General features: G+C 34.0%; 17 protein-coding genes. 9 read left to right on the top strand and 8 right to left on the bottom strand.

Annotation, left to right across the window (positions count from 1 at the left end; translation table 11 throughout):
• Positions 1-20: 20 nt before the first annotated feature.
• Together LNP81_RS05025 and LNP81_RS05020 are read right to left on the bottom strand one after the other, a co-directional pair.
• Complete coding sequence (locus LNP81_RS05025; protein WP_230033888.1) at positions 21-725, bottom strand: hypothetical protein; 705 nt, start codon at positions 723-725, stop codon at positions 21-23.
• 81 nt (positions 726-806) lie between these two features.
• Positions 807-1,862 (bottom strand): hypothetical protein, encoded by a 1,056-nt coding sequence (locus LNP81_RS05020; RefSeq protein ID WP_230033885.1) that lies wholly within the window; start codon positions 1,860-1,862, stop codon positions 807-809.
• Between the two features lie 316 nt (positions 1,863-2,178).
• Between LNP81_RS05020 and LNP81_RS05015 the strand changes: the two genes are divergently transcribed.
• From LNP81_RS05015 to LNP81_RS04995, 5 genes are all read left to right on the top strand, one after another.
• Entirely contained in the window at positions 2,179-3,522 is a 1,344-nt protein-coding gene (locus LNP81_RS05015) for a PSP1 domain-containing protein (RefSeq protein ID WP_230033883.1), read from the top strand.
• Positions 3,506-3,985: a gliding motility lipoprotein GldH gene (locus tag LNP81_RS05010; RefSeq protein WP_055094324.1), complete on the top strand. Its 480-nt coding sequence runs from the start codon at positions 3,506-3,508 to the stop codon at positions 3,983-3,985. Before LNP81_RS05015 ends, LNP81_RS05010 begins: the two co-directional genes overlap by 17 nt.
• A gap of 12 nt (positions 3,986-3,997) precedes the next feature.
• The gene (locus LNP81_RS05005; protein WP_230033881.1) at positions 3,998-6,301 is read left to right on the top strand and encodes a penicillin-binding protein 1A; all 2,304 of its coding nucleotides are present in this window, start codon (positions 3,998-4,000) and stop codon (positions 6,299-6,301) included.
• A 297-nt stretch (positions 6,302-6,598) separates the two neighbouring features.
• Positions 6,599-7,300, top strand: coding sequence for a CoA transferase subunit A (locus LNP81_RS05000; RefSeq protein WP_230033879.1), 702 nt, complete (start codon positions 6,599-6,601; stop codon positions 7,298-7,300).
• Between the two features lie 239 nt (positions 7,301-7,539).
• Positions 7,540-8,193: a 3-oxoacid CoA-transferase subunit B gene (locus tag LNP81_RS04995; RefSeq protein WP_116750617.1), complete on the top strand. Its 654-nt coding sequence runs from the start codon at positions 7,540-7,542 to the stop codon at positions 8,191-8,193.
• A 244-nt stretch (positions 8,194-8,437) separates the two neighbouring features.
• On the opposite strand, the gene LNP81_RS04990 is transcribed toward LNP81_RS04995, so the two are convergent.
• Positions 8,438-11,092 (bottom strand): TonB-dependent receptor, encoded by a 2,655-nt coding sequence (locus LNP81_RS04990; RefSeq protein WP_230033877.1) that lies wholly within the window; start codon positions 11,090-11,092, stop codon positions 8,438-8,440.
• A 212-nt stretch (positions 11,093-11,304) separates the two neighbouring features.
• On the opposite strand from LNP81_RS04990, the gene LNP81_RS04985 reads away from it, so the two are divergent.
• Positions 11,305-12,192 (top strand): SAM hydrolase/SAM-dependent halogenase family protein, encoded by an 888-nt coding sequence (locus LNP81_RS04985; RefSeq protein ID WP_230033875.1) that lies wholly within the window; start codon positions 11,305-11,307, stop codon positions 12,190-12,192.
• 94 nt (positions 12,193-12,286) lie between these two features.
• Here the strand turns inward: LNP81_RS04985 and LNP81_RS04980 are convergent, their stop codons facing one another.
• The 4 genes from LNP81_RS04980 to LNP81_RS04965 all read right to left on the bottom strand — a co-directional run bounded on the left by LNP81_RS04980 (position 12,287) and on the right by LNP81_RS04965 (position 15,273).
• Positions 12,287-13,060 (bottom strand): hypothetical protein, encoded by a 774-nt coding sequence (locus LNP81_RS04980; RefSeq protein WP_230033873.1) that lies wholly within the window; start codon positions 13,058-13,060, stop codon positions 12,287-12,289.
• Positions 13,061-13,188: 128 nt separating this feature from the next.
• On the bottom strand, positions 13,189-13,716 hold the full coding sequence (locus LNP81_RS04975; protein WP_230033871.1) for a DUF6646 family protein: 528 nt from the start codon (positions 13,714-13,716) through the stop codon (positions 13,189-13,191).
• Positions 13,717-13,764: 48 nt separating this feature from the next.
• Positions 13,765-14,499 carry a metallophosphoesterase family protein gene (locus tag LNP81_RS04970; RefSeq protein ID WP_230033869.1) on the bottom strand — a complete coding sequence of 245 codons (735 nt, stop codon included), beginning with the start codon at positions 14,497-14,499 and terminating at the stop codon, positions 13,765-13,767.
• A 57-nt stretch (positions 14,500-14,556) separates the two neighbouring features.
• Entirely contained in the window at positions 14,557-15,273 is a 717-nt protein-coding gene (locus LNP81_RS04965) for a toxin-antitoxin system YwqK family antitoxin (protein ID WP_230033867.1), read from the bottom strand.
• Positions 15,274-15,343: 70 nt separating this feature from the next.
• Between LNP81_RS04965 and LNP81_RS04960 the strand changes: the two genes are divergently transcribed.
• The 3 genes from LNP81_RS04960 to LNP81_RS04950 all read left to right on the top strand — a co-directional run bounded on the left by LNP81_RS04960 (position 15,344) and on the right by LNP81_RS04950 (position 17,681).
• Positions 15,344-15,931 (top strand): carboxypeptidase-like regulatory domain-containing protein, encoded by a 588-nt coding sequence (locus LNP81_RS04960; protein ID WP_230033865.1) that lies wholly within the window; start codon positions 15,344-15,346, stop codon positions 15,929-15,931.
• 73 nt (positions 15,932-16,004) lie between these two features.
• The gene (dinB, locus tag LNP81_RS04955; protein ID WP_230033863.1) at positions 16,005-17,087 is read left to right on the top strand and encodes a DNA polymerase IV; all 1,083 of its coding nucleotides are present in this window, start codon (positions 16,005-16,007) and stop codon (positions 17,085-17,087) included.
• Positions 17,088-17,186: 99 nt separating this feature from the next.
• Positions 17,187-17,681: a PAS domain-containing protein gene (locus LNP81_RS04950; RefSeq protein ID WP_230033861.1), complete on the top strand. Its 495-nt coding sequence runs from the start codon at positions 17,187-17,189 to the stop codon at positions 17,679-17,681.
• Between the two features lie 173 nt (positions 17,682-17,854).
• Here the strand turns inward: LNP81_RS04950 and LNP81_RS04945 are convergent, their stop codons facing one another.
• Complete coding sequence (locus tag LNP81_RS04945; RefSeq protein ID WP_230033859.1) at positions 17,855-19,459, bottom strand: fumarate hydratase; 1,605 nt, start codon at positions 19,457-19,459, stop codon at positions 17,855-17,857.
• Between the last annotated feature and the right edge of the window lie 71 nt (positions 19,460-19,530).

Genomic DNA, 19,530 nt, shown 5'->3' with positions numbered 1-19,530 from the left:
GTGATTTATTAAGTTTTGGTTTATTGCTTTTCTTTAGTTTTAGACTTTAATTTCCATTTTCCATTTTTCCCCACATATTCATAATCATACATTCGCTTACCTGTTCGGTCCTGAAAATGCTTTTTTATTGGTATAATAGTAAGATCGGGTTTTAAATAATAATTGCTTTCTTCAGAAACTCCAAAAGCACTTCCGTACAATTCTGTATTAATAGTTTGGGTTGCTTTGTCAAATTCAGGTTTTGACCAGATATCCGTTTTTTCGACTGTATTCAATAATCTGACAAGTTTTTGTTGCTTTTGATCATTAATAAAAATTACAGTCCACTGATTTCCATTTACATTAGAAAATACCCAACACAAAAGATCTTCATCTCCGTCATTATCAAAATCAATTATTTTAAAATTTGAAATAAGCACATCGTTATCAAAGTGCCACATAAAAGGTTGAAAATCCAGGTTTTCCTGAAATTGCAAATTGTTGTTTTTGAATTGATAAAGAGATGCTATCGAGTCATTTTGTAAACGAAAAGAATATTTTAATGGAATTTTTCCTTTCAATTCAAATTCACATTCAGGTTTTTCTTTAGTAAAATCAATATCCTCAATACTTAATGAAGCTGGAGGGAAATTCACTTTGAAAGCAAGATGAAAAGAAGAATCAATTTCAGTTTGTGAAAAAGTAAAGTTGAAAATAAATAAAAAAAACAGATATGAAAATTTCATTAGATCGCTACTAAAGATGTAAATATACTGTTTTGTAAGTAATTTTTTAGTTTTTAGAAGTCTTTAAAATTATCTTAGAAGTTAGTAATACTCTATTTGATTTTCAAAAGTTGTTTTAGATGAAAGTTCTATTTTTTGGTTAAAGATATTTTTTTCATAAACTGTTTTTTGTTTCCAGATCCAGTTTCCTTTTGCATCATACTTATATTGGTATTCATTGTAATCGCCATTTTCCCAAAGTTCTTTTATTATATTTCCATAAGCATCATTTTTTATAGTGACAAAACTGCTTTCTTTTTCATTATTACTTGCATAAGATTGTTTAGTAAGTCTTTTCTTTTCATCATAAAAATATTTTATTATGGTGTGTTGCTGATCTTTATATCTATCGATATAATTTTTCTCTTTTCTTATTAGATTGTTGTCAACATTATAAACAAAAAGGATTTGTTCTTTATTTTTTTGTGGATTAAAGATATTTTGGAGTATTAAATAGTTTCCATTTTGCTGCCAGCATTTAAAATTTATTTCTGAACCTGTTGAATTTGTTTTTTCATTGAGATTCATTAAAATCATTTTAAGTAATGTGTCGTTATAGTCGTAAACATGGGTTAATCGAATAATAGGCTGAAGGGAGTCTAAAAGATAAAGATCTACTTTTGCAGGCAAGTTTTTGTCGTTGTACTGAAAAACGAAATTTTTGTAAAGCTCAAGATCATTAGGTTTTTGTTTTACTTGCCTGGATTTGGTTTGTAACAACAAATTGGTTTTAGAAAATAGACTTTCTTCTATGGTGTTTTGTAGAGATATACTAGGTAAGGCTATATTGGGATGTGTTGTTGTTGTTATATTTTTAATAGAACCTTTAAGATTTAGGTCTTTTAAAGTGTAATTTATATTCAGTTCATTATTGGCAAGTAATAAATCAATTCGATTACAAGGGCATAAAATAGCGTCACTTGGTACAGTTATACTATCTATTTGATGAAGATATGTTTTTTTTAAATCGTCTGATGCTTTAGGATCATAAATCGTGAAATTTTCATTTTTGTTTTGTTGTTTAGCGGTCACGGGTTTTTGTGCTTTACAAGGGAATAAAGAACAAATAGAAAGTAAGATCAGAATTGATTGTTTCATTTTAATAATATCGTATTACTATTTACTAAATGTAAATATAATATTCTGTAGGTAAATTTTTAGTTTTAATAAATAGAATAAAAAAAATAATTCTTAGAATAAGCTTTAATAAGAATAGAATTAGAGAATTTTGGGTTTGAAAATTCAGTATAAAACTGTTATAAAAAAAGCTTATTTTGCCTTTAAGATTCCTTGCTTTTGTATTTAACGAAGCATTAGTATTAATCCATAAAAAGCAAACTAAAAAAAATACTATCTTTACCGATCAAACGTTTATGAACTTAAGTTGCTTTTTTGCAACACTACATATATAATTATGGCATGTACAAGTTGTTCAACCTCAGATGGTGGCGCACCAAAGGGTTGTAAAAATAATGGGACTTGCGGCACCGATAGCTGCAATAAATTGACGGTTTTTGACTGGCTCGCGAACATGAGCCCGTCTAACGGAGAAGCAATTTTTGATTGTGTGGAGGTTCGTTTTAAAAATGGACGCAAAGAATTTTTTAGAAATTCAGAAAAATTAACTTTAAGTATTGGTGATATTGTAGCAACTGTTGCATCGCCAGGACACGATATTGGTATTGTTACTTTGACAGGCGAATTGGTAAAAATTCAAATGAAGAAAAAAGGTGTTAACCACGAAAGTAACGAAGTACCTAAAATTTACCGAAAAGCTTCTCAAAAAGATATTGACATTTGGTCTGTAGCGCGTGATCGTGAAGAACCAATGAAAGTTCGTGCACGTGAATTAGCGATTCAGCATAAACTTGAAATGAAAATATCTGATATTGAATTTCAGGGAGACGGATCAAAAGCGACGTTTTACTATACGGCAAATGACAGGGTCGATTTTAGACTTTTAATTAAAGATTTTGCAAAAGAATTCAGTACAAGAGTCGAAATGAAGCAAGTAGGTTTCCGTCAGGAAGCAGCTCGTTTAGGCGGAATTGGTTCTTGCGGAAGAGAATTATGTTGTTCAACCTGGTTAACAGATTTTAGAAGCGTAAATACATCTGCAGCACGTTACCAACAACTTTCTTTAAATCCTCAAAAATTAGCCGGACAATGCGGAAAATTAAAGTGTTGCTTAAATTATGAGCTTGACACTTACATGGATGCATTAAAAGATTTTCCGGATTATGACACTAAGTTAGTGACTGAAAAAGGAGATGCCATCTGCCAGAAACAAGATATTTTTAAAGGATTAATGTGGTTTGCTTACACCAATAATTTTGCAAACTGGCATGTTTTGAAAATTGATCAGGTAAAAGAAATTATTGCCGAGAATAAACAAAAAAATAAAGTTTCATCTCTTGAAGATTTTGCTATAGAAGTAGTTTCAGAGCCTGAAAAAGACTTTAACAATGCAATGGGTCAGGAAAGTTTAACTCGTTTTGATCAGCCAAAAAGAAAGAAAAAGCCAAATCGCAAACGCAAACCAAATGCCGAAGCAGCGATTGTAGCGACTCCAAACAAACCTCAGGTAGCTTCAAATCAAAATAAGCCTGCAGGAGGAAATCCAAATAAAGGAAATAACCCAAACAAAGGAAACAAACCGAATAATAACAAGCCGAATAAACCTAACAATTCAAACGAGAATAAACCGGCTGAACCTAGAAAACCTATAATTATTACTAAAAATGAGAATAAAAAATAGTGCGATTCTTCTTTTGGTAGGAATATTACTTTTTTCTTGTGATAAAAAAAGAGTATTCGATGAGTACAAATCTGTTGGAAGTGCCTGGAACAAAGACAGTATTGTAACTTTTGATCTGCCAGTTTTAGATTCAACCAAAAAGTACAATTTATTTATAAATTTGAGGGACAATAACAATTATCCATTCAAAAATTTGTTTTTAATTGTCGCTATCGAAACGCCAAGCGGTTTCACCAAAGTAGATACTTTAGAATATGAGATGGCAAAACCGGACGGAACTCTTTTAGGGAACGGTTTTACTGATATAAAAGAGAGTAAACTTTATTATAAAGAAGATGTAAAGTTTAAAGGAAAATATAAAGTACACATCAAACAAGCCGTTAGAGAATCAGGAAAAATTCCTGGAGTTCAGGCGTTAGAAGGTATTACAGACGTAGGTTTTAGAATAGAACAAAAAGATTAGAAAAATAGTTATATGGCCACCAAGAAAATCAATCAACCTAATAGTAATAAAGATATTAACTACTATAAAAAGAAATTCTGGAGAGTTTTTGCTTATACCTTGTTGGGTATTTTAGCTTTCTTTTTATTTGCCTCATGGGGATTATTCGGATCAATGCCTTCATTTGAAGACTTAGAAAATCCGGATTCTAATTTGGCTACAGAAATTATTTCATCTGATGGAGTAGTGATTGGTAAATATTTTAAAACCAACAGATCACAGCTTAAATATTCAGATTTACCAAAAAACCTTGTAGATGCTTTGGTTGCAACTGAAGATGCCCGTTTTTATGAGCATTCAGGAATCGACGGGCGCGGAACTTTACGTGCTGCTTTTTCTTTGGGAACAAATGGAGGAGCCAGTACATTGACACAGCAGTTAGCAAAACAGTTGTTTCATCGTGGTGGATCTAGTTTTTTACCTTTTAGAATAGTACAAAAGATAAAAGAATGGATTATTGCCATTCGTCTGGAACGTCAATATACCAAAAATGAAATTTTGGCGATGTATTGCAACGTTTATGATTTCGGAAATTACGCTGTTGGAGTAAGTTCTGCTGCGCAAACGTATTTCTCTAAAGATCCTAAGGATTTAACGATAGATGAATCCGCAATATTGGTTGGGATGTTTAATAACTCATCTCTTTACAATCCTTTGAGAAACCCTACGGGTGTTAAAAACCGTCGTGATGTGGTACTGGGTCAAATGGTAAAAGCCAAGATGATTACAGAGGCTCAAAAAGAGAAGTACAAGGCAATGCCAATTGCTTTAAAATTCAAACTAGAAAGTCACCGCGAAGGAACAGCGACTTATTTCAGGGAATATCTTCGTGATTACATGAAAAAATGGGTTGCAGAGAATAAAAAACCAGACGGTTCTGATTACGATATTTACAAAGATGGTTTAAAAATCTATACCACTATCGATTCAAGAATGCAGTTACATGCCGAAGAAGCAGTTTCTGAACACATGAAAAATCTGCAACAACAATTTTTTATTGAACAGAAAACCAATAAAAATGCGCCTTTCGTAAATATTTCTCAAGCAGAAACAGATCGATTAATGATGCAGGCAATGAAAAACTCTACACGTTGGGCCATCATGAAAGATTTAGATAAAAGCGAAGATGATATCATTGCTTCATTCAAAGTAAAAACAAAAATGCGCGTTTTTACCTGGAAAGGAGAACGCGATACGGTAATGACACCGCTGGATTCTATTCGTTATTTCAAACACTTTTTACAATCTGGTTTAATGGCTATGGAGCCTCAAACCGGAAACATTAAAGCTTGGGTTGGTGGAATCAATTATAAATATTTTCAATACGATCACGTAGGGCAGGGAGCAAGACAAGTAGGTTCGACATTCAAACCTTTCGTTTATGCAACCGCAATCGAACAATTGAATATGTCTCCTTGCGATTCTATTCTTGACGGGCCTTTTATGATTCACAAAGGGCGTCATAACGTTACTGCAGATTGGGAGCCAAGAAACTCTGATAACAGATACCGCGGAATGGTAACTTTAAAACAAGGTTTGGCGAACTCAATCAATACGATTTCTGCAAAATTAATCGATCGTGTAGGACCGGAAGCAGTTGTAGAACTAACGCATAAATTAGGTGTTAAAACCGAAATTCCTGCACAGCCTTCTATCGCTCTTGGAGCTGTAGATATTACGGTTGAAGATATGGTTGCTGCTTATGGTACATTTGCCAATCAGGGAGTGTATGTAAAACCACAATTTTTAAGCCGTATTGAGAATAAAAGTGGAGAGGTTATTTATGAGCCAATTCCGGAATCTCACGACGTTTTAAATAAAGATATTGCCTTCGCAGTAATCAAATTACTTCAGGGGGTTACAGAGACCGGATCTGGTGCACGTTTGCGTACGCAAGGCGGAGGAAGTGGAGATAATCGCTGGACAGGATATCCGTACATGTTTAAAAACGCAATTGCGGGTAAAACAGGAACAACTCAAAACCAGTCTGATGGTTGGTTTATGGGAATGGTGCCTAACTTGGTAACAGGAGTTTGGGTAGGTTGCGAAGATCGTTCGGCACGTTTTAAAAGTTTAACTTACGGGCAAGGTGCAACAGCTGCATTGCCAATTTGGGGTTACTTTATGAAACTTTGTTATGCAGATCCCGGACTTCAGGTTTCGAAATCAGAGTTTGAGCGCCCGGCAAATCTTTCTATCAAAGTAGATTGTTATAGTGCGCCAAAAGTGAAAGATACAACAGCTACAGAACAAAATACAGACGAATTCGAACTATAGTTTAAATTCCTTTTTTATATAAAATTATCCTTTTGTGATTTTCTGAATTTCAGAAAACACAAAAGGATTTTTTTTGAATAAGTTGTAATGAAAGTTTACCGCAAAGAAAAACGCTAAGATTTACGCAAAGTTCACAAAGAAATTAAAACTTTGCGTCTTCGCGTCTTTGCGAGATTAAAATAGAATTCTTGCGAACTTTGCATTCAAAAAGTAGATTTTATTTTTTACGAAATCGTTATAATTTAATCTAAAAATGGTATTTTTATCAAAAATATACGGTAATAAAGACCATTTGTTATGATTACAAAAAAAGTAAATAACGTTCAAGAGGCTACAGAAGGAATAGAAAGCGGAATAACCATTATGTTTGGTGGTTTTGGCTTATGCGGAATTCCTGAAAATACTATAGCGGCATTAGTAAAAACAACAGTTTCAGATTTAACTTGTATTTCGAACAATGCAGGTGTTGATGATTTTGGTTTGGGATTGCTTTTGCAGAAAAAACAAATCAAAAAAATGATTTCGTCCTATGTAGGCGAAAATGCCGAGTTTGAACGCCAGATGCTTTCTGGAGAACTTGAAGTTGAATTGACGCCTCAGGGAACTTTGGCAGAACGTTGTCGCGCAGCACAAGCCGGGATTCCCGCTTTTTTCACGCCAGCCGGTTACGGGACCGAAGTTGCGGTGGGCAAAGAAGTCCGTGAATTCAACGGAAAGATGCATATCATGGAACAAGCTTTCAAAGCTGACTTTGCCATTGTAAAAGCTTGGAAAGGCGATGAAGCCGGAAATCTTATTTTTAAAGGAACAGCCAGAAACTTCAATGCGTGTATGGCCGGTGCAGCAAAAATAACCATTGCCGAAGTGGAAGAACTAGTTCCTGTTGGCACTTTAGACCCAAATCAAATTCATATTCCGGGAATTATGGTACAGCGTATCTTTCAGGGCGAAAAATTCGAGAAAAGAATAGAGCAACGTACTGTAAGACAGAAGATTTAGATAATGAGATAGTTTGTCAATTAGATAATTAATTATTAATGCATTAAAGTTGCTTTAATATGAATTTGGTTGTTTAAATTTATTGACATTCACGTAATTAGTAGTAATTACGTAAAGTAAAGAATTAGATAATTAGAAAATGTGATAATAGATTTGATTGCTTAAATAATACATTATCTAATTAACTCATTGACTCATTTACTCATTGGCACATTAATAAATTGACACATTAGAAAAATATGTTAACAAAAGAAGATATTGCAAAACGAATTGCAAAAGAAGTAAAAGACAGGTATTTTGTTAATCTTGGAATCGGGATTCCGACTTTGGTAGCAAATTACGTTAGGGAAGATATTGCAGTTGAATTTCAGAGTGAGAATGGCGTTTTGGGTATGGGGCCTTTTCCTTTTGCGGGAGAAGAAGATGCTGATATTATCAATGCCGGAAAGCAAACCATTACAACGCTGCCGGGAGCAAGTTTCTTTGATTCGGCTTTTAGTTTCGGAATGATTCGAAGTCAAAAAGTAGACTTGACGATTTTAGGAGCGATGGAAGTTTCTGAAAACGGAGATATTGCCAACTGGAAAATTCCGGGCAAAATGGTAAAAGGAATGGGAGGCGCAATGGATTTGGTGGCTTCCGCCGAAAATATCATCGTTGCCATGATGCACGTCAATAAAGCAGGAGAATCTAAAATCTTAAAAAAATGCACTTTGCCATTAACGGGCGTAGGATGCGTTAAAAAGGTTGTTACCGAGTTAGCAGTTCTCGAAGTGACTGAAAAAGGTTTTAAGCTCTTAGAACGCGCGCCAGGTGTTTCAGTCGAGCACATCATCGCCTCGACAGAAGCTGAATTAATTATTGAAGGTGAAATTCCCGAAATGGCTATTTAGATTTTTAACCGCAGAGTTCGCTAAGATTTACGCAAAGTCCGCAGAGTTTTTTATGCTGTATGATTTAATCTCGCAAAGGCGCGAAGTCGCTAAGTTTTTATAAAAATAAAGCCGCTCAATTGAGCGGCTTTATTTTTATACTTAAAGATTATGCAAATTATCTTTGCGACTTCGCGCCTTTGCGAGATTAAAAAAAAACTCGCGATCTTTGCGTAAATCTTAGCGCTCCTCGCGGTTAAATAACTCACAATGTAAAACTCATGCGTCCAAAGTAGTAAGCTCCCGTAGTTCCCATTTGCACAGGTGCATATTTGAAAACTCCGTAATAACTGTTCTCGTAAATTTGTCTGTCCGGGAAAATATCAAATAAGTTGTTGGCTCCCAAAGCAATCTGGATTTTTGGAGTGATTTTATAAGCAACAGTCATATCTGTAACTACTTTTCCGTTGTGTTTCTGGATGCCTCCAAAAGGAAAACCATCACGAATTACTTCACCAAAATACGTATTTCTTAATAAGAAATTCCATTTGGTTAAACTGTAATTAACAGCAAAAGTACCTTTGTGTTTAGGTGTATTCGTCTCGATAAGACTTCTTTCCTGAGGTCCGTAGTACACATCTTCCTGACCTACAAATAAAGCCGGAATATTGTTCAGCTGATCATCTACCTTGTTGTCGTTGTAGTTGTACAACAACGAAAGATTCATTTTTCCGGGACCAACATTCATATCATAATCAATTACAACGTCAATTCCGTTTGTAGTTGTGTTGATGGCATTGGTAAAGAAACGTCCGGTTTGAGCGCCGTATTGAGCAAACAAAGCACGAAGCGCAGGAACAGGTTCACCCGCAGCATCATTTCCTAAATTTCCGGTAAGGATGATTCGGTTATCGATTCTAATATGATAGTAATCAGCTGTAATATGTAATTTTTTTGTTGGAGAATAAACAACTCCAAAACTGTAGTTTCTTGAAGTTTCTTCTTTTAATTTCGGAATGCCCAATTCTTTCGCTACCTGACTATCATTTCTAAAAATACCCGAATTCAGGATTTGCCCATCAACCGCATCAGTTGCAATATTGTTGAAGTATTGCTGGTGCAATGATGGCGCTCTAAAACCAGAACTAATCGCCCCACGAACAAATAGGTTGTCTAAGATTTTATATCTCGCAGATAATTTTCCGTTGATCGTATTTCCAAAATCGGTATAATCTTCATAACGACCTGCAACTCCAATCAAGAATTTCTCCGTAATATCAGCCTCAACATCAGCATAAACGCCAACGCTGTTTCTGTTTTCATTCACTTCATTCAAATGAGAAAATCCCGGGAATGATTGTGCTCCACCATTGATATAAGAGTTTTCCTCTCCAGGAACAATTTTGTATTTTTCAAAACGATATTCACCTCCAAATGCAACATTCAAACCATGAAAAACATCTTTGTAAAATCGGGTAATATCAGCATTTACAGTGTTTTGCAGGAAAGAGTGATTTCCGGCTTTAAAATCTGTCTGGCCATTATCGCCTAACGAAACGTTATTGGTATTCGATACATCATAAATAAATTTGTTTTCACCGATAGTATTGCTCACATCCAGTTTCCATTCTCCAAATTTGAATTTAAAACCAACCGAAGAAGAAAGATCCGTTACAACAGAATTCAATTCAGGTTGAAATCCGAAAGGGAAAATAGAAGCCACCACATTTTCAGTTTCACTTGGTAAACGTCTGAAACCGTAACCTGTACCTTCTCTGTGGCTAACGCCTCCGTTTGCATAAAACTCGATTTGATCGTTTAACGGAATCGATGCATTAAAAAATCCCTGAATATTCTGAATTTTTGCATCTCCAATCTGAAAATTAAAATCATCACGCGTCAAACCATTTTGAGCCAATAAATTATCATCAATCTGGCGTGATTGTGCCGGATTATCAGCAAAATCATAAACAAAGAAATTACCCTCAGCCGATTGATCAAAAATAATCAGGTTATTATTTTGAGAACGATTGGTTTTCTGGCGATCATTAAATTCAGCCGAAAGGTTGATAAAACCACCTTTGTTGCCAATTTTTGTTCCGTAGTTTAAGTTCACATTTGTGGTCTGTCCATCGTTTCTTGAGGTAGAACCATAAGTTGCGTTTACTTCCAGACCTGCATTGTCTTTTAAAACCAAATTGATTACACCGGCAATCGCGTCAGAACCGTATTGCGCTGCTGCACCATCACGTAAAACTTCAATTCTCTTGATTGCCGAAGCAGGAATCGCACTTAAATCTGTACCAACAGAACCGTTTCCTACCGTATTTTGGTAATTTACCAATGATGTAGTATGTCTTCTTTTTCCGTTAATCAAAACCAAAACCTGATCAGGACCTAAACCTCTTAAAGAAGCCGGATCAATATGCTCAGTTCCATCTGCAGAAGATTGTCTGTTAGAGTTAAAAGACGGGATCAAATAGGTCAAAATGTCGTTTGTAGTAGTTTGTGGCGTCGTATTTCTAATTTTTGCCAGGTTTACAACATCAACCGGAACTGCTGTTTCGAGTTTGCTTTTATTTGGATTTCTACTTCCTACGACTACAATTTCGTCAAGGCTATTATTTTCTAAAGCCAATTGCACTTCGATAATATGATCTTTTGCAACGACTTCTTTGGTTTGATATCCAAATAACGAAACAATAAGTGTGGGATTATTGGCAGAAGCATTAATCGTAAACTTTCCTAAAGCATCGCTTGACGCATTAATTTGAGTTCCTTTGATCAAGACTGTAGCAAACTCCAGAGGATTTCCATTTTCATTCGTAATCGTTCCTTTTATCTCGTGACTATGCGCAAAAAATAAAGTGCTGGATAAAGTAAGAATTGCTGTTATAACAATTTTTAATTTTTTTCTCATTGATAATTTAGTTTTGTAATTGATTTAATAATTATTCAAAAAAATCGAATAGAACGTTCATTTGTCTATTAATTAGATAGGATAATGAATAAAATGCAAATGTAATTGTAAATAATCAAAATTGATTTATAAAATGACATTATTTGTAAGTTGAAGGTGTCATTTTTTGAATTTAATGAAATATCTTTGCTGAAAATTTAAAAAGAGAAAAAATGAAAGTACGTTTATTACTTTTTTTGTGTGCTATTACTTTTAATGGTTTCGCACAAAATAATGTATTAGTTTTTCAATCAGATTTTGGTTTGAAAGATGGGGCAGTATCTGCTATGAAAGGGGTAGCAATGGGAGTTTCGACCGATATTAAAATATTTGATGTAACTCATGAAATCCCGGCATTTAATATTTGGGAAGCAGCATATCGTTTGTCGCAAACGGCTCAATATTATCCGGCTGGAACTGTATTTGTATCTGTTTGTGATCCTGGAGTAGGTACAGCGAGGCATTCTGTAGTTTTGTTAACTAAATCGGGTCATTATTTTGTAACTCCGGATAACGGAACTTTGACTTTAATTGCAGAACAATTAGGAATTCAGGAAATTCGTGAGATCGATGAAGTAAAAAATCGTCGTCAAAACTCAAACGAATCTTATACTTTTCATGGTCGTGATGTATATGCTTTTACAGGAGCTCGTTTAGCATCTAAAACGATCACTTTTGAAGAAGTTGGGCCAAAATTACCAAACGAAGTAGTAAAAATCGATTACCAAAAACCGGTTTTCGAAAAAGGAATTATCAAAGGCGGAATCCCGATTTTAGATATTCAATACGGAAATGTATGGACAAATATCGACAAGAAAACTTTCGCTAATTTAGATTTAAAAGCAGGTGATTTTGTTAAAATCCAGATTTTCAACGGAACTAAAAAAGCTTACGAAGGAAAATTAAAACTGGTACATACTTTTGGAGAGGTTGCTGTTGGTACAGATGTTTGTTACTTCAATAGTCTTTTAAACTTTTCATTGGCTGTAAACCAGGGAAGTTTTTCAGCGAAACATAAAATTTATAGTGGTGCTGAGTGGAGTATTTTAGTTAGCAAATAGTATAAAGTCTGCCTTTAAAAAAAAGCAACCCGATAAGGGTTGCTTTTTTTTGTAAAAGGAGTTTTACGTTTTTTAAAAGTTTATATTTTGTTGATTATATTGCCATTAAGGAATATAATAATTTACCTTTTTTATAATATGGTTTTTCACCTGACTTCGTTAAAAGTATAAGATCATACAAATTCACTATGTCTTTTTTGAATTCTATTCCTAAATTTTTACTTGATCTATCAACTGTTGTAAAATTTATTGCAGTCATATTCTCAATATTTGCAGCATCCCCATTTACACTGATATAATAATTTTTAAAATTGGCTAGGCCAGCTACATTTCCATCTTCAGAAAATTTAATTTTATTTTTTGAAGAGCCGTTTGTGTAAGTATTATCAGAAAGCGTTTTGTTTATTAAAATACGAAATACAGATACATTTGCATCCTTTGCTTTTTTTACTAAAGAAGCATCTGCTTTAGTATATTCTTGTGAGTGATATCGATCATCCAGTGGAAGTAAGATCAAATTCCCGTTTTTGATTATTGCTTTTTGAATATTAGTTTCATCAAGATGATTAATTAATGTGTCATTTTTAATAGTGGCTGAATATTTTGCACTTTCCAGATCTTCATTTAGAAAAGAGATACTATCTGTGATTTTTTTGGGAATAGTAATCTCCGTAACTCCATTTTTAACAGTTTCAATTCCTTTATTGACAATCATATTATCACTAAAATCTTTTGCGACCCAGGTACCTGCAAAAGCATTTGATTGAGTTGTTATGGTTTTCTTTTCAGAATCTTTACAAGATGTGATCATAAGAGTCATAACAATTATGGGTGTAAAGAAAAAAGAGGATAATTTTAATTTTTTCATAATCTAAATATGTAAATAATTTATTACAAACATATTGAAAAAATATTGAACTTGAGTTGTTTGTAAAAAAAATACCATTTGAATTTCAAATGGTATTTTCAAATATTATAACCCTAAAAGCATATATCTTACAAATTAAAAGACGCTCCTAAACTAAAAGTAAACTGATTGTTTAAGTGATCAAATACTCCGTTGTTACTTCCGTATTTTGCAATAGGGAAACCAAGTTCTGTAAAAACACCAAATCCATCAGTAAAAAAGTAACGACCACCAACATGGCCACCAAAATTGTGTAATCCTAAACTTAAACCAGGATAAACATCTAATTGATCAACACCAATAACGCTGCTTAAATTAGCACTAATTCTTGCTTTAGCATCAAAACGATCGCTAAAATCAGGTTTATAATCACTGTAAGGAGTAGGATTATTATGATAAAATCCATTAAAATTATCTACGCCCAATAAGTAATTAGCAACAAAACCAAAAGAGAAATTTTCACCTAAACCAAAATCAACAGAACCCTGAACTCCTGAACCACCATCTTGTATGTTAGCACCAACGTTAACTTTAACATCTCCCTTTCCTTTAAAAGCTTGTTGAGCTTGTGTAAATCCAAATGATACTAAAAACAAAAGTGTAATAACCTTTTTCATAAACTTAAATATTAATTATTTTAAAATGCAAAAATAGCTTTTTATGAATTAATTCCTACCTTTTTCATCAGAATACAATTCATTTAACGGATCACTTTGCCAGAATTCCTTGGTGTTCACGTCCATAATTGTCAAAGGTCCCTTAAAAGCGGCACCTGTATCAACATTCCAGACACAAGCCTTATTTACTGGAACTGTTTTTCCAATTCGGGTAACCGGTGTATGGCCAATGTAAATTTCTTTATATATTGTAAAACGCTTAGGATAATATAGATCGTCTGGTTTTAATTTTGGGTCTAAAGCAAGTGCAGATTCCCAAAGTGTTCTGTCCCAGTAAAATAATTTCGAAAAATATTCCCAAACTACACCATTCAAATTCGTGAATCCGGCATGAACAAAAAGACGGTTTTCATCATCAAGATAATAATCCTGAAGTGCTTCAAAAAAAGCAATATGTTCTTTTTTTCGCTCTGCCGAAATTTTAGAATATCCTTCAACAGTCGCTTTTCCGCCATGTTTGTACCACATTTCTTCATCAAGATCTTCATGTCTGTTTTCAAGCCAGTCTAAAGCCAGCTGATCATGATTTCCTCTAATGCAAATACAGTTTTGTTGGAGTTTCAGGTCAATTAAATAATCAATTACCTCTGCTGATTGGCTCCAGCCGTCAACATAATCGCCTAAAAATATAAGAGTATCTTGTGTAGTAACTTCAGCTTTTTTCAACACTTGCTCAAGTGCGAGTAATCCGCCGTGTATGTCGCCTATAACAAATGTTCGCATTGTATTTTATTTCGTGTAGAACTACAAAAATAAAGAAAAGGAATGTAATGGTATAATTTACTTTTTTTTCTTTGTGTTTTTCGAAGTCTCTTTCGAAGTCTCTTTCGGAATGTCTTTCGGAATAATTTTTCCATTAATGTCCTTGCATATTTTTTCACCCACTATTTTTCCTCCTGCAAAATTTAGAACGCAATTTATCTGACCGTTTTTATGATACGAAGTAGATGGTCCTTCTGCTAATCCTTCTTTGTAAAAAGACTCTTCCTGAATTGAGCCATCTTCGTAATAAAACTTGCATTCTCCGTTTCTTAGATTGTTTTTAAAAATTAAAATTTTAGAAATAATACCGTTTTCAAAATACTCGGTTTGTTTTCCTTCAAGCTTATCATCGACATAAATATTCGTTTCTTTTATTTTTCCGTTTTTGTAATAATATGCAAAAGTGCCTTCTTTTATCTCAGTAAATTCCCTGTAAACAAAGTTTTCCTCTGCAGATAAAGTACCATCTTCATTGTAATATTTCCATGGGCCATTTTTTTTGTCTTTTGTAAAGTTCCCGGTAGCCTTAATTTTTCCAGTGTCAAAGTAATAGAAAGAAATTCCTTCTCTTTTTCCTTTTTTCCAATTTTCAGCATAAGTTGTTTTTCCGTTAGGATAAAAAGCTTTGCAGGTTCCTTCTTGTAAACCGTTTTTTACACCACATGGCTTTTCTTTTTGTGCAAAAGCAGATGTGAACATAAAAAACAAGTAAACAATTAAAATATTAATTTTCATAAGATAAATAAGTTATTAATTATTATTTTTGTAAGTTATATTTTATAATAAAGCAAAAATACATAATGTTATGAATAAAGTTTTTTTTACACTAGTTTTTTTATTTGTGGTTTTAAATATAAAAGCACAAAAGGCAGAGTATTATCCTCAGGTGGCTTTTGACTCTATTGAGGCAAAAAATATGCTGGCAAAAGGCAAAGGAAGTGTTGAAGGAATTGCTTTTACAAAAACCAGATCAAGTTTTGGTCACAGAGCTCCATTGGGAGCTAAGATTTACGCCAAAAATGTAGAAGTAAATTTGTTTCCTGTCACTAAATATTTTGAAGAATGGTATCAATTACGTAAAAAGAAAGAGAATTCTAAAACCAATGTTTATATGTCAAATGCTGCAAATAGTTACAGACTCGTTACTACGACAGATGATTATGGCCGTTTTAAATTTGAGAACCTAAAGCCCGGAAAGTATTTCATACAATCTTTTGCAAGTTATACAATGTCAGGAACACGTTCAGTATATACAGGAACAGCTTATAATAATTACGGAGGCAAGACAAACTACTATCAAAACCAATCCTATAGCAATAGTTATTCAGATCGAATAGAAGAATTTGTTGAAATTACGCGTGACGGTCAATCTTTAGAAATTAAACTCAAATAATTTTTAGAAACTGTTAAGTGATTTTTAGCGATAAACTTCTCTGTTTTGGTGTTTTACTAGTTAAATTTGTAGTATGTCTGAAACGCCTGTATATCGAAAAATTATTCATATTGATATGGATGCTTTTTATGCGTCGGTAGAGCAAATGGATAATCCTGCTTTGCTCGGAAAACCCGTTGCTGTTGGCGGATCAGAGAATAGAGGAGTAGTTTCGGCAGCCAGTTACGAAGCACGAAAATTTGGTGTGCGTAGTGCTATAAGTGGCGTTTTGGCTAAAAAATATTGTCCTGAAATTATTTTCGTTCGTCCGCGATTTGATCGTTATAAAGAAATTTCAAGTAAAATTCACGCCATTTTTCACGATTATACCGATTTGGTTGAGCCACTTTCGCTTGACGAAGCTTATTTGGATGTAACACAGAATAAAAAAGGAAATCCAAGTGCCAGTTTATTGGCTCAGGAAATAAGATTAAGAATTTTGAATGAAGTTGGAATTTCAGCTTCTGCGGGAATTTCGATCAATAAATTTGTGGCCAAAATTGCCAGTGATGTCAATAAACCAAACGGACAAAAAACGGTAAATCCGGACGAAGTCGAGGCTTTTCTGGAAGAATTACCCATTAGAAAGTTTTATGGTGTTGGAAAAGTAACTACAGAAAAAATGTACCAATTGGGAATTTTTACCGGAACTGATCTTAAAAGTAAATCGGTTGAATTTCTGGAAAAGCATTTTGGGAAATCAGGCGCTTTTTATTACAATGTAGTTCGCGGAATTCATAATAGCGAAGTAAAATCGAATCGCATCACGAAATCTGTTGCAGCAGAAAATACATTTGATGTCAATTTGACCTCTGAAATTTTTATGCTCGAACAGCTAGATAAAATTGCCACTTCGCTTGAAAGGCGATTACAAAGACATAAAATTTCCGGTAAAACGGTTACGCTTAAAATAAAATACAGTGATTTTACGCAACAAACCCGAAGTAAAACGTTGCCCTATTTTATTTCAGATAAAAGTCTGATTCTCGAAACAGTAGAAGAATTATTATATCAGGAAAAAATGAAAGACTCGGTCCGATTGCTCGGAATTTCACTTAATAACCTGAATACCGAAGAAAAAAAAGCGGTTGTGGTACAGCTAAAATTTACTTTTTAACTCATATTAAACAATCGTTAAATAGAAAATAAATTTATTTTATGATGAATTTTCGCTCTATCTTTGGATGGAAAGATTATATCCTTTAAATTATTTAAAATGAAAAATGCCGATTTTGATGAATCTTCCCATCGTAATTCAGTTCCTATTTTAGCATGGGATTTTCATTATGAATATCTAAATGAGCTGAAAGCTATTTTCTCTGATTTGAAGAAAGTCAATAAAATTTCGAATCAATTTACCTGGAATGAGAAGCATCTCGAGATAGAAGAACGTATTAAAGAAGAAGTTGTAGTAGTAACAGATCTTGATTTAAAGATCATTTTTGTCTCAAACGGAATCAGGCGAATGACCGGATATAAAGAAGAAGAAATATTAGGGAAAACTCCAAAAATGTTTCAGGGACCCAAAACATCAAAAACGGTTTTGAAAGAAATAAGAGAAGCAATCAAATTGCAGATTCCTTTCGAAAAAACAATTCAAAACTACAGAAAAGACGGCCGAACCTACAATTGTCAAATCAATGGAGTTCCGGTTTTTAATTTAAAAGGAAAACTGACACACTTTATTGCTTTCGAGAAAGAAGTTGCTTGAGATTTTAACCGCAAAGTCCGCAAGGAGTTTACGCAAGGTTCGCAAAGTATATTAATAAATAAAACCGCCCATAAAGGCGGTTTTTATTGTTTGTACAGTTTATTTTTAAAATTTAGTTAAAAAAAAACTTTGTGTTCTTTGCGTAAACTCCTTGCGGACTTTGCGGTTAAATACTAAAGATTTTCAAAGAAATCGTTTCCTTTATCATCTGTAATAATAAAAGCAGGGAAATCTTTAACGGTAATTTTACGAACTGCTTCCATTCCTAATTCTTCAAAGTCAACCACTTCAACTTTTAGGATATTATCCTGAGCTAAAATTGCAGCTGGACCACCAATAGAACCCAAGTAGAATCCGCCGTATTTGTTACAGGCATCAGTTACTTGCTTGGTACGGTTTCCTTTTGCCAGCATAATCATACTTCCGCCATGTTTCTGGAATTCATCAACATAAACATCCATACGTCCCGCAGTTGTTGGTCCAAAACTTCCTGAAGCCATTCCTTCCGGAGTTTTTGCCGGACCAGCGTAATAAACCGGGTGATTTTTAAAGTATTCCGGCATTGGTTTTCCAGCCTCTAATAATTCTTTGATTTTTGCGTGCGCAATATCACGGGCAACAATTACAGTTCCGTTTAGTTTTAAACGTGTTTTAATTGGATATTGAGATAATTTAGCTAAAATATCTGCCATTGGCTGATCTAAGTCAATTTCAACAGGAGCTTCTAAATGCGGAGCTGTTTCCGGTAAAAATTGTTTTGGATTTACTTCCAATTGTTCAACGAAAATTCCGTCTTTAGTAATTTTTCCTTTGATATTTCTATCAGCAGAACAAGAAACCCCTAATCCAACCGGACAAGAAGCCGCGTGACGAGGCAAACGAATAACACGAACATCGTGCGTAAAATATTTACCACCAAACTGAGCTCCAATAGCACTTTCCTGGCAAATTTGCTGTACTTTTTGTTCCCATTCGATATCACGGAAAGCCTGACCGGCCATGTTTCCTGAAGTAGGAAGATGGTCATAATATCCTGCAGACGCTTTTTTAACAGCACTTAGATTCGCTTCCGCAGAAGTTCCGCCAATTACCAAAGCTAAATGGTAAGGAGGACAAGCCGAAGTTCCTAAGTCTTTTATTTTTGCGCGAACAAAAGCATCCATTGATTTTTCATTCAATAATGATTTTGTTTGTTGGTATAAGTAGGTTTTATTAGCAGATCCACCGCCTTTTGCCATGAATAAAAATTCGTAAGAAGTTCCTTTTTTAGCATAAATATCAATTTGCGCCGGAAGATTCGATCCTGAATTTTTTTCTTCAAACATCGAAATAGGTACAATTTGCGAATAACGTAAATTACGTTTTTGGTACGTGTTGAAAATTCCTCTGCTCAGCCATTCTGCATCATCAACACCGGTAAAGATGCTTTCGCCTTTTTTGGCCATTACAATCGCTGTTCCCGTATCCTGGCAGCTTGGTAATTGACCTTCGGCAGCAACCGAAGCATTTTGTAATAAATTATAAGCCACAAAACGATCGTTGTCTGTCGCTTCCGGATCATCAAGAATTTTACGCAGTTTTTGTAAATGCGTTGTTCTTAACATGAAAGAGACATCTGTAAGGGCTTCTTCAGCCAATAATTCTAAACCTTTTGGGTCAACGGTCAGAACTTCACGTTCTCCAAATTGTTCTACTTTTACAAAATCAGAAGTAATTTTGCGGTACTGTGTATCATCCTTTAAAATAGGATAAGGGTCTTGGTATATAAAATCAATCATTTCTTTGTTTTTTACAAAGTTAGAAATTATTTACCTAAGAAAGAATTTGAATAAGGGATGTTTTAAAGTGT

This window comes from Flavobacterium piscisymbiosum, from assembly GCF_020905295.1.
Taxonomy (GTDB): domain Bacteria; phylum Bacteroidota; class Bacteroidia; order Flavobacteriales; family Flavobacteriaceae; genus Flavobacterium; species Flavobacterium piscisymbiosum.
This window is presented reverse-complemented; position numbering and strand designations above follow the sequence as displayed.

Coding starts and splice junctions, on each gene's coding strand:
- LNP81_RS05025 (WP_230033888.1), bottom strand. CDS start 725: ATGAAATTTTCATATCTGTTTTTTTTATTTATTTTCAACTTTACTTTT.
- LNP81_RS05020 (WP_230033885.1), bottom strand. CDS start 1,862: ATGAAACAATCAATTCTGATCTTACTTTCTATTTGTTCTTTATTCCCT.
- LNP81_RS05015 (WP_230033883.1), top strand. CDS start 2,179: ATGGCATGTACAAGTTGTTCAACCTCAGATGGTGGCGCACCAAAGGGT.
- LNP81_RS05010 (WP_055094324.1), top strand. CDS start 3,506: ATGAGAATAAAAAATAGTGCGATTCTTCTTTTGGTAGGAATATTACTT.
- LNP81_RS05005 (WP_230033881.1), top strand. CDS start 3,998: ATGGCCACCAAGAAAATCAATCAACCTAATAGTAATAAAGATATTAAC.
- LNP81_RS05000 (WP_230033879.1), top strand. CDS start 6,599: ATGATTACAAAAAAAGTAAATAACGTTCAAGAGGCTACAGAAGGAATA.
- LNP81_RS04995 (WP_116750617.1), top strand. CDS start 7,540: ATGTTAACAAAAGAAGATATTGCAAAACGAATTGCAAAAGAAGTAAAA.
- LNP81_RS04990 (WP_230033877.1), bottom strand. CDS start 11,092: ATGAGAAAAAAATTAAAAATTGTTATAACAGCAATTCTTACTTTATCC.
- LNP81_RS04985 (WP_230033875.1), top strand. CDS start 11,305: ATGAAAGTACGTTTATTACTTTTTTTGTGTGCTATTACTTTTAATGGT.
- LNP81_RS04980 (WP_230033873.1), bottom strand. CDS start 13,060: ATGAAAAAATTAAAATTATCCTCTTTTTTCTTTACACCCATAATTGTT.
- LNP81_RS04975 (WP_230033871.1), bottom strand. CDS start 13,716: ATGAAAAAGGTTATTACACTTTTGTTTTTAGTATCATTTGGATTTACA.
- LNP81_RS04970 (WP_230033869.1), bottom strand. CDS start 14,499: ATGCGAACATTTGTTATAGGCGACATACACGGCGGATTACTCGCACTT.
- LNP81_RS04965 (WP_230033867.1), bottom strand. CDS start 15,273: ATGAAAATTAATATTTTAATTGTTTACTTGTTTTTTATGTTCACATCT.
- LNP81_RS04960 (WP_230033865.1), top strand. CDS start 15,344: ATGAATAAAGTTTTTTTTACACTAGTTTTTTTATTTGTGGTTTTAAAT.
- dinB (WP_230033863.1), top strand. CDS start 16,005: ATGTCTGAAACGCCTGTATATCGAAAAATTATTCATATTGATATGGAT.
- LNP81_RS04950 (WP_230033861.1), top strand. CDS start 17,187: ATGAAAAATGCCGATTTTGATGAATCTTCCCATCGTAATTCAGTTCCT.
- LNP81_RS04945 (WP_230033859.1), bottom strand. CDS start 19,459: ATGATTGATTTTATATACCAAGACCCTTATCCTATTTTAAAGGATGAT.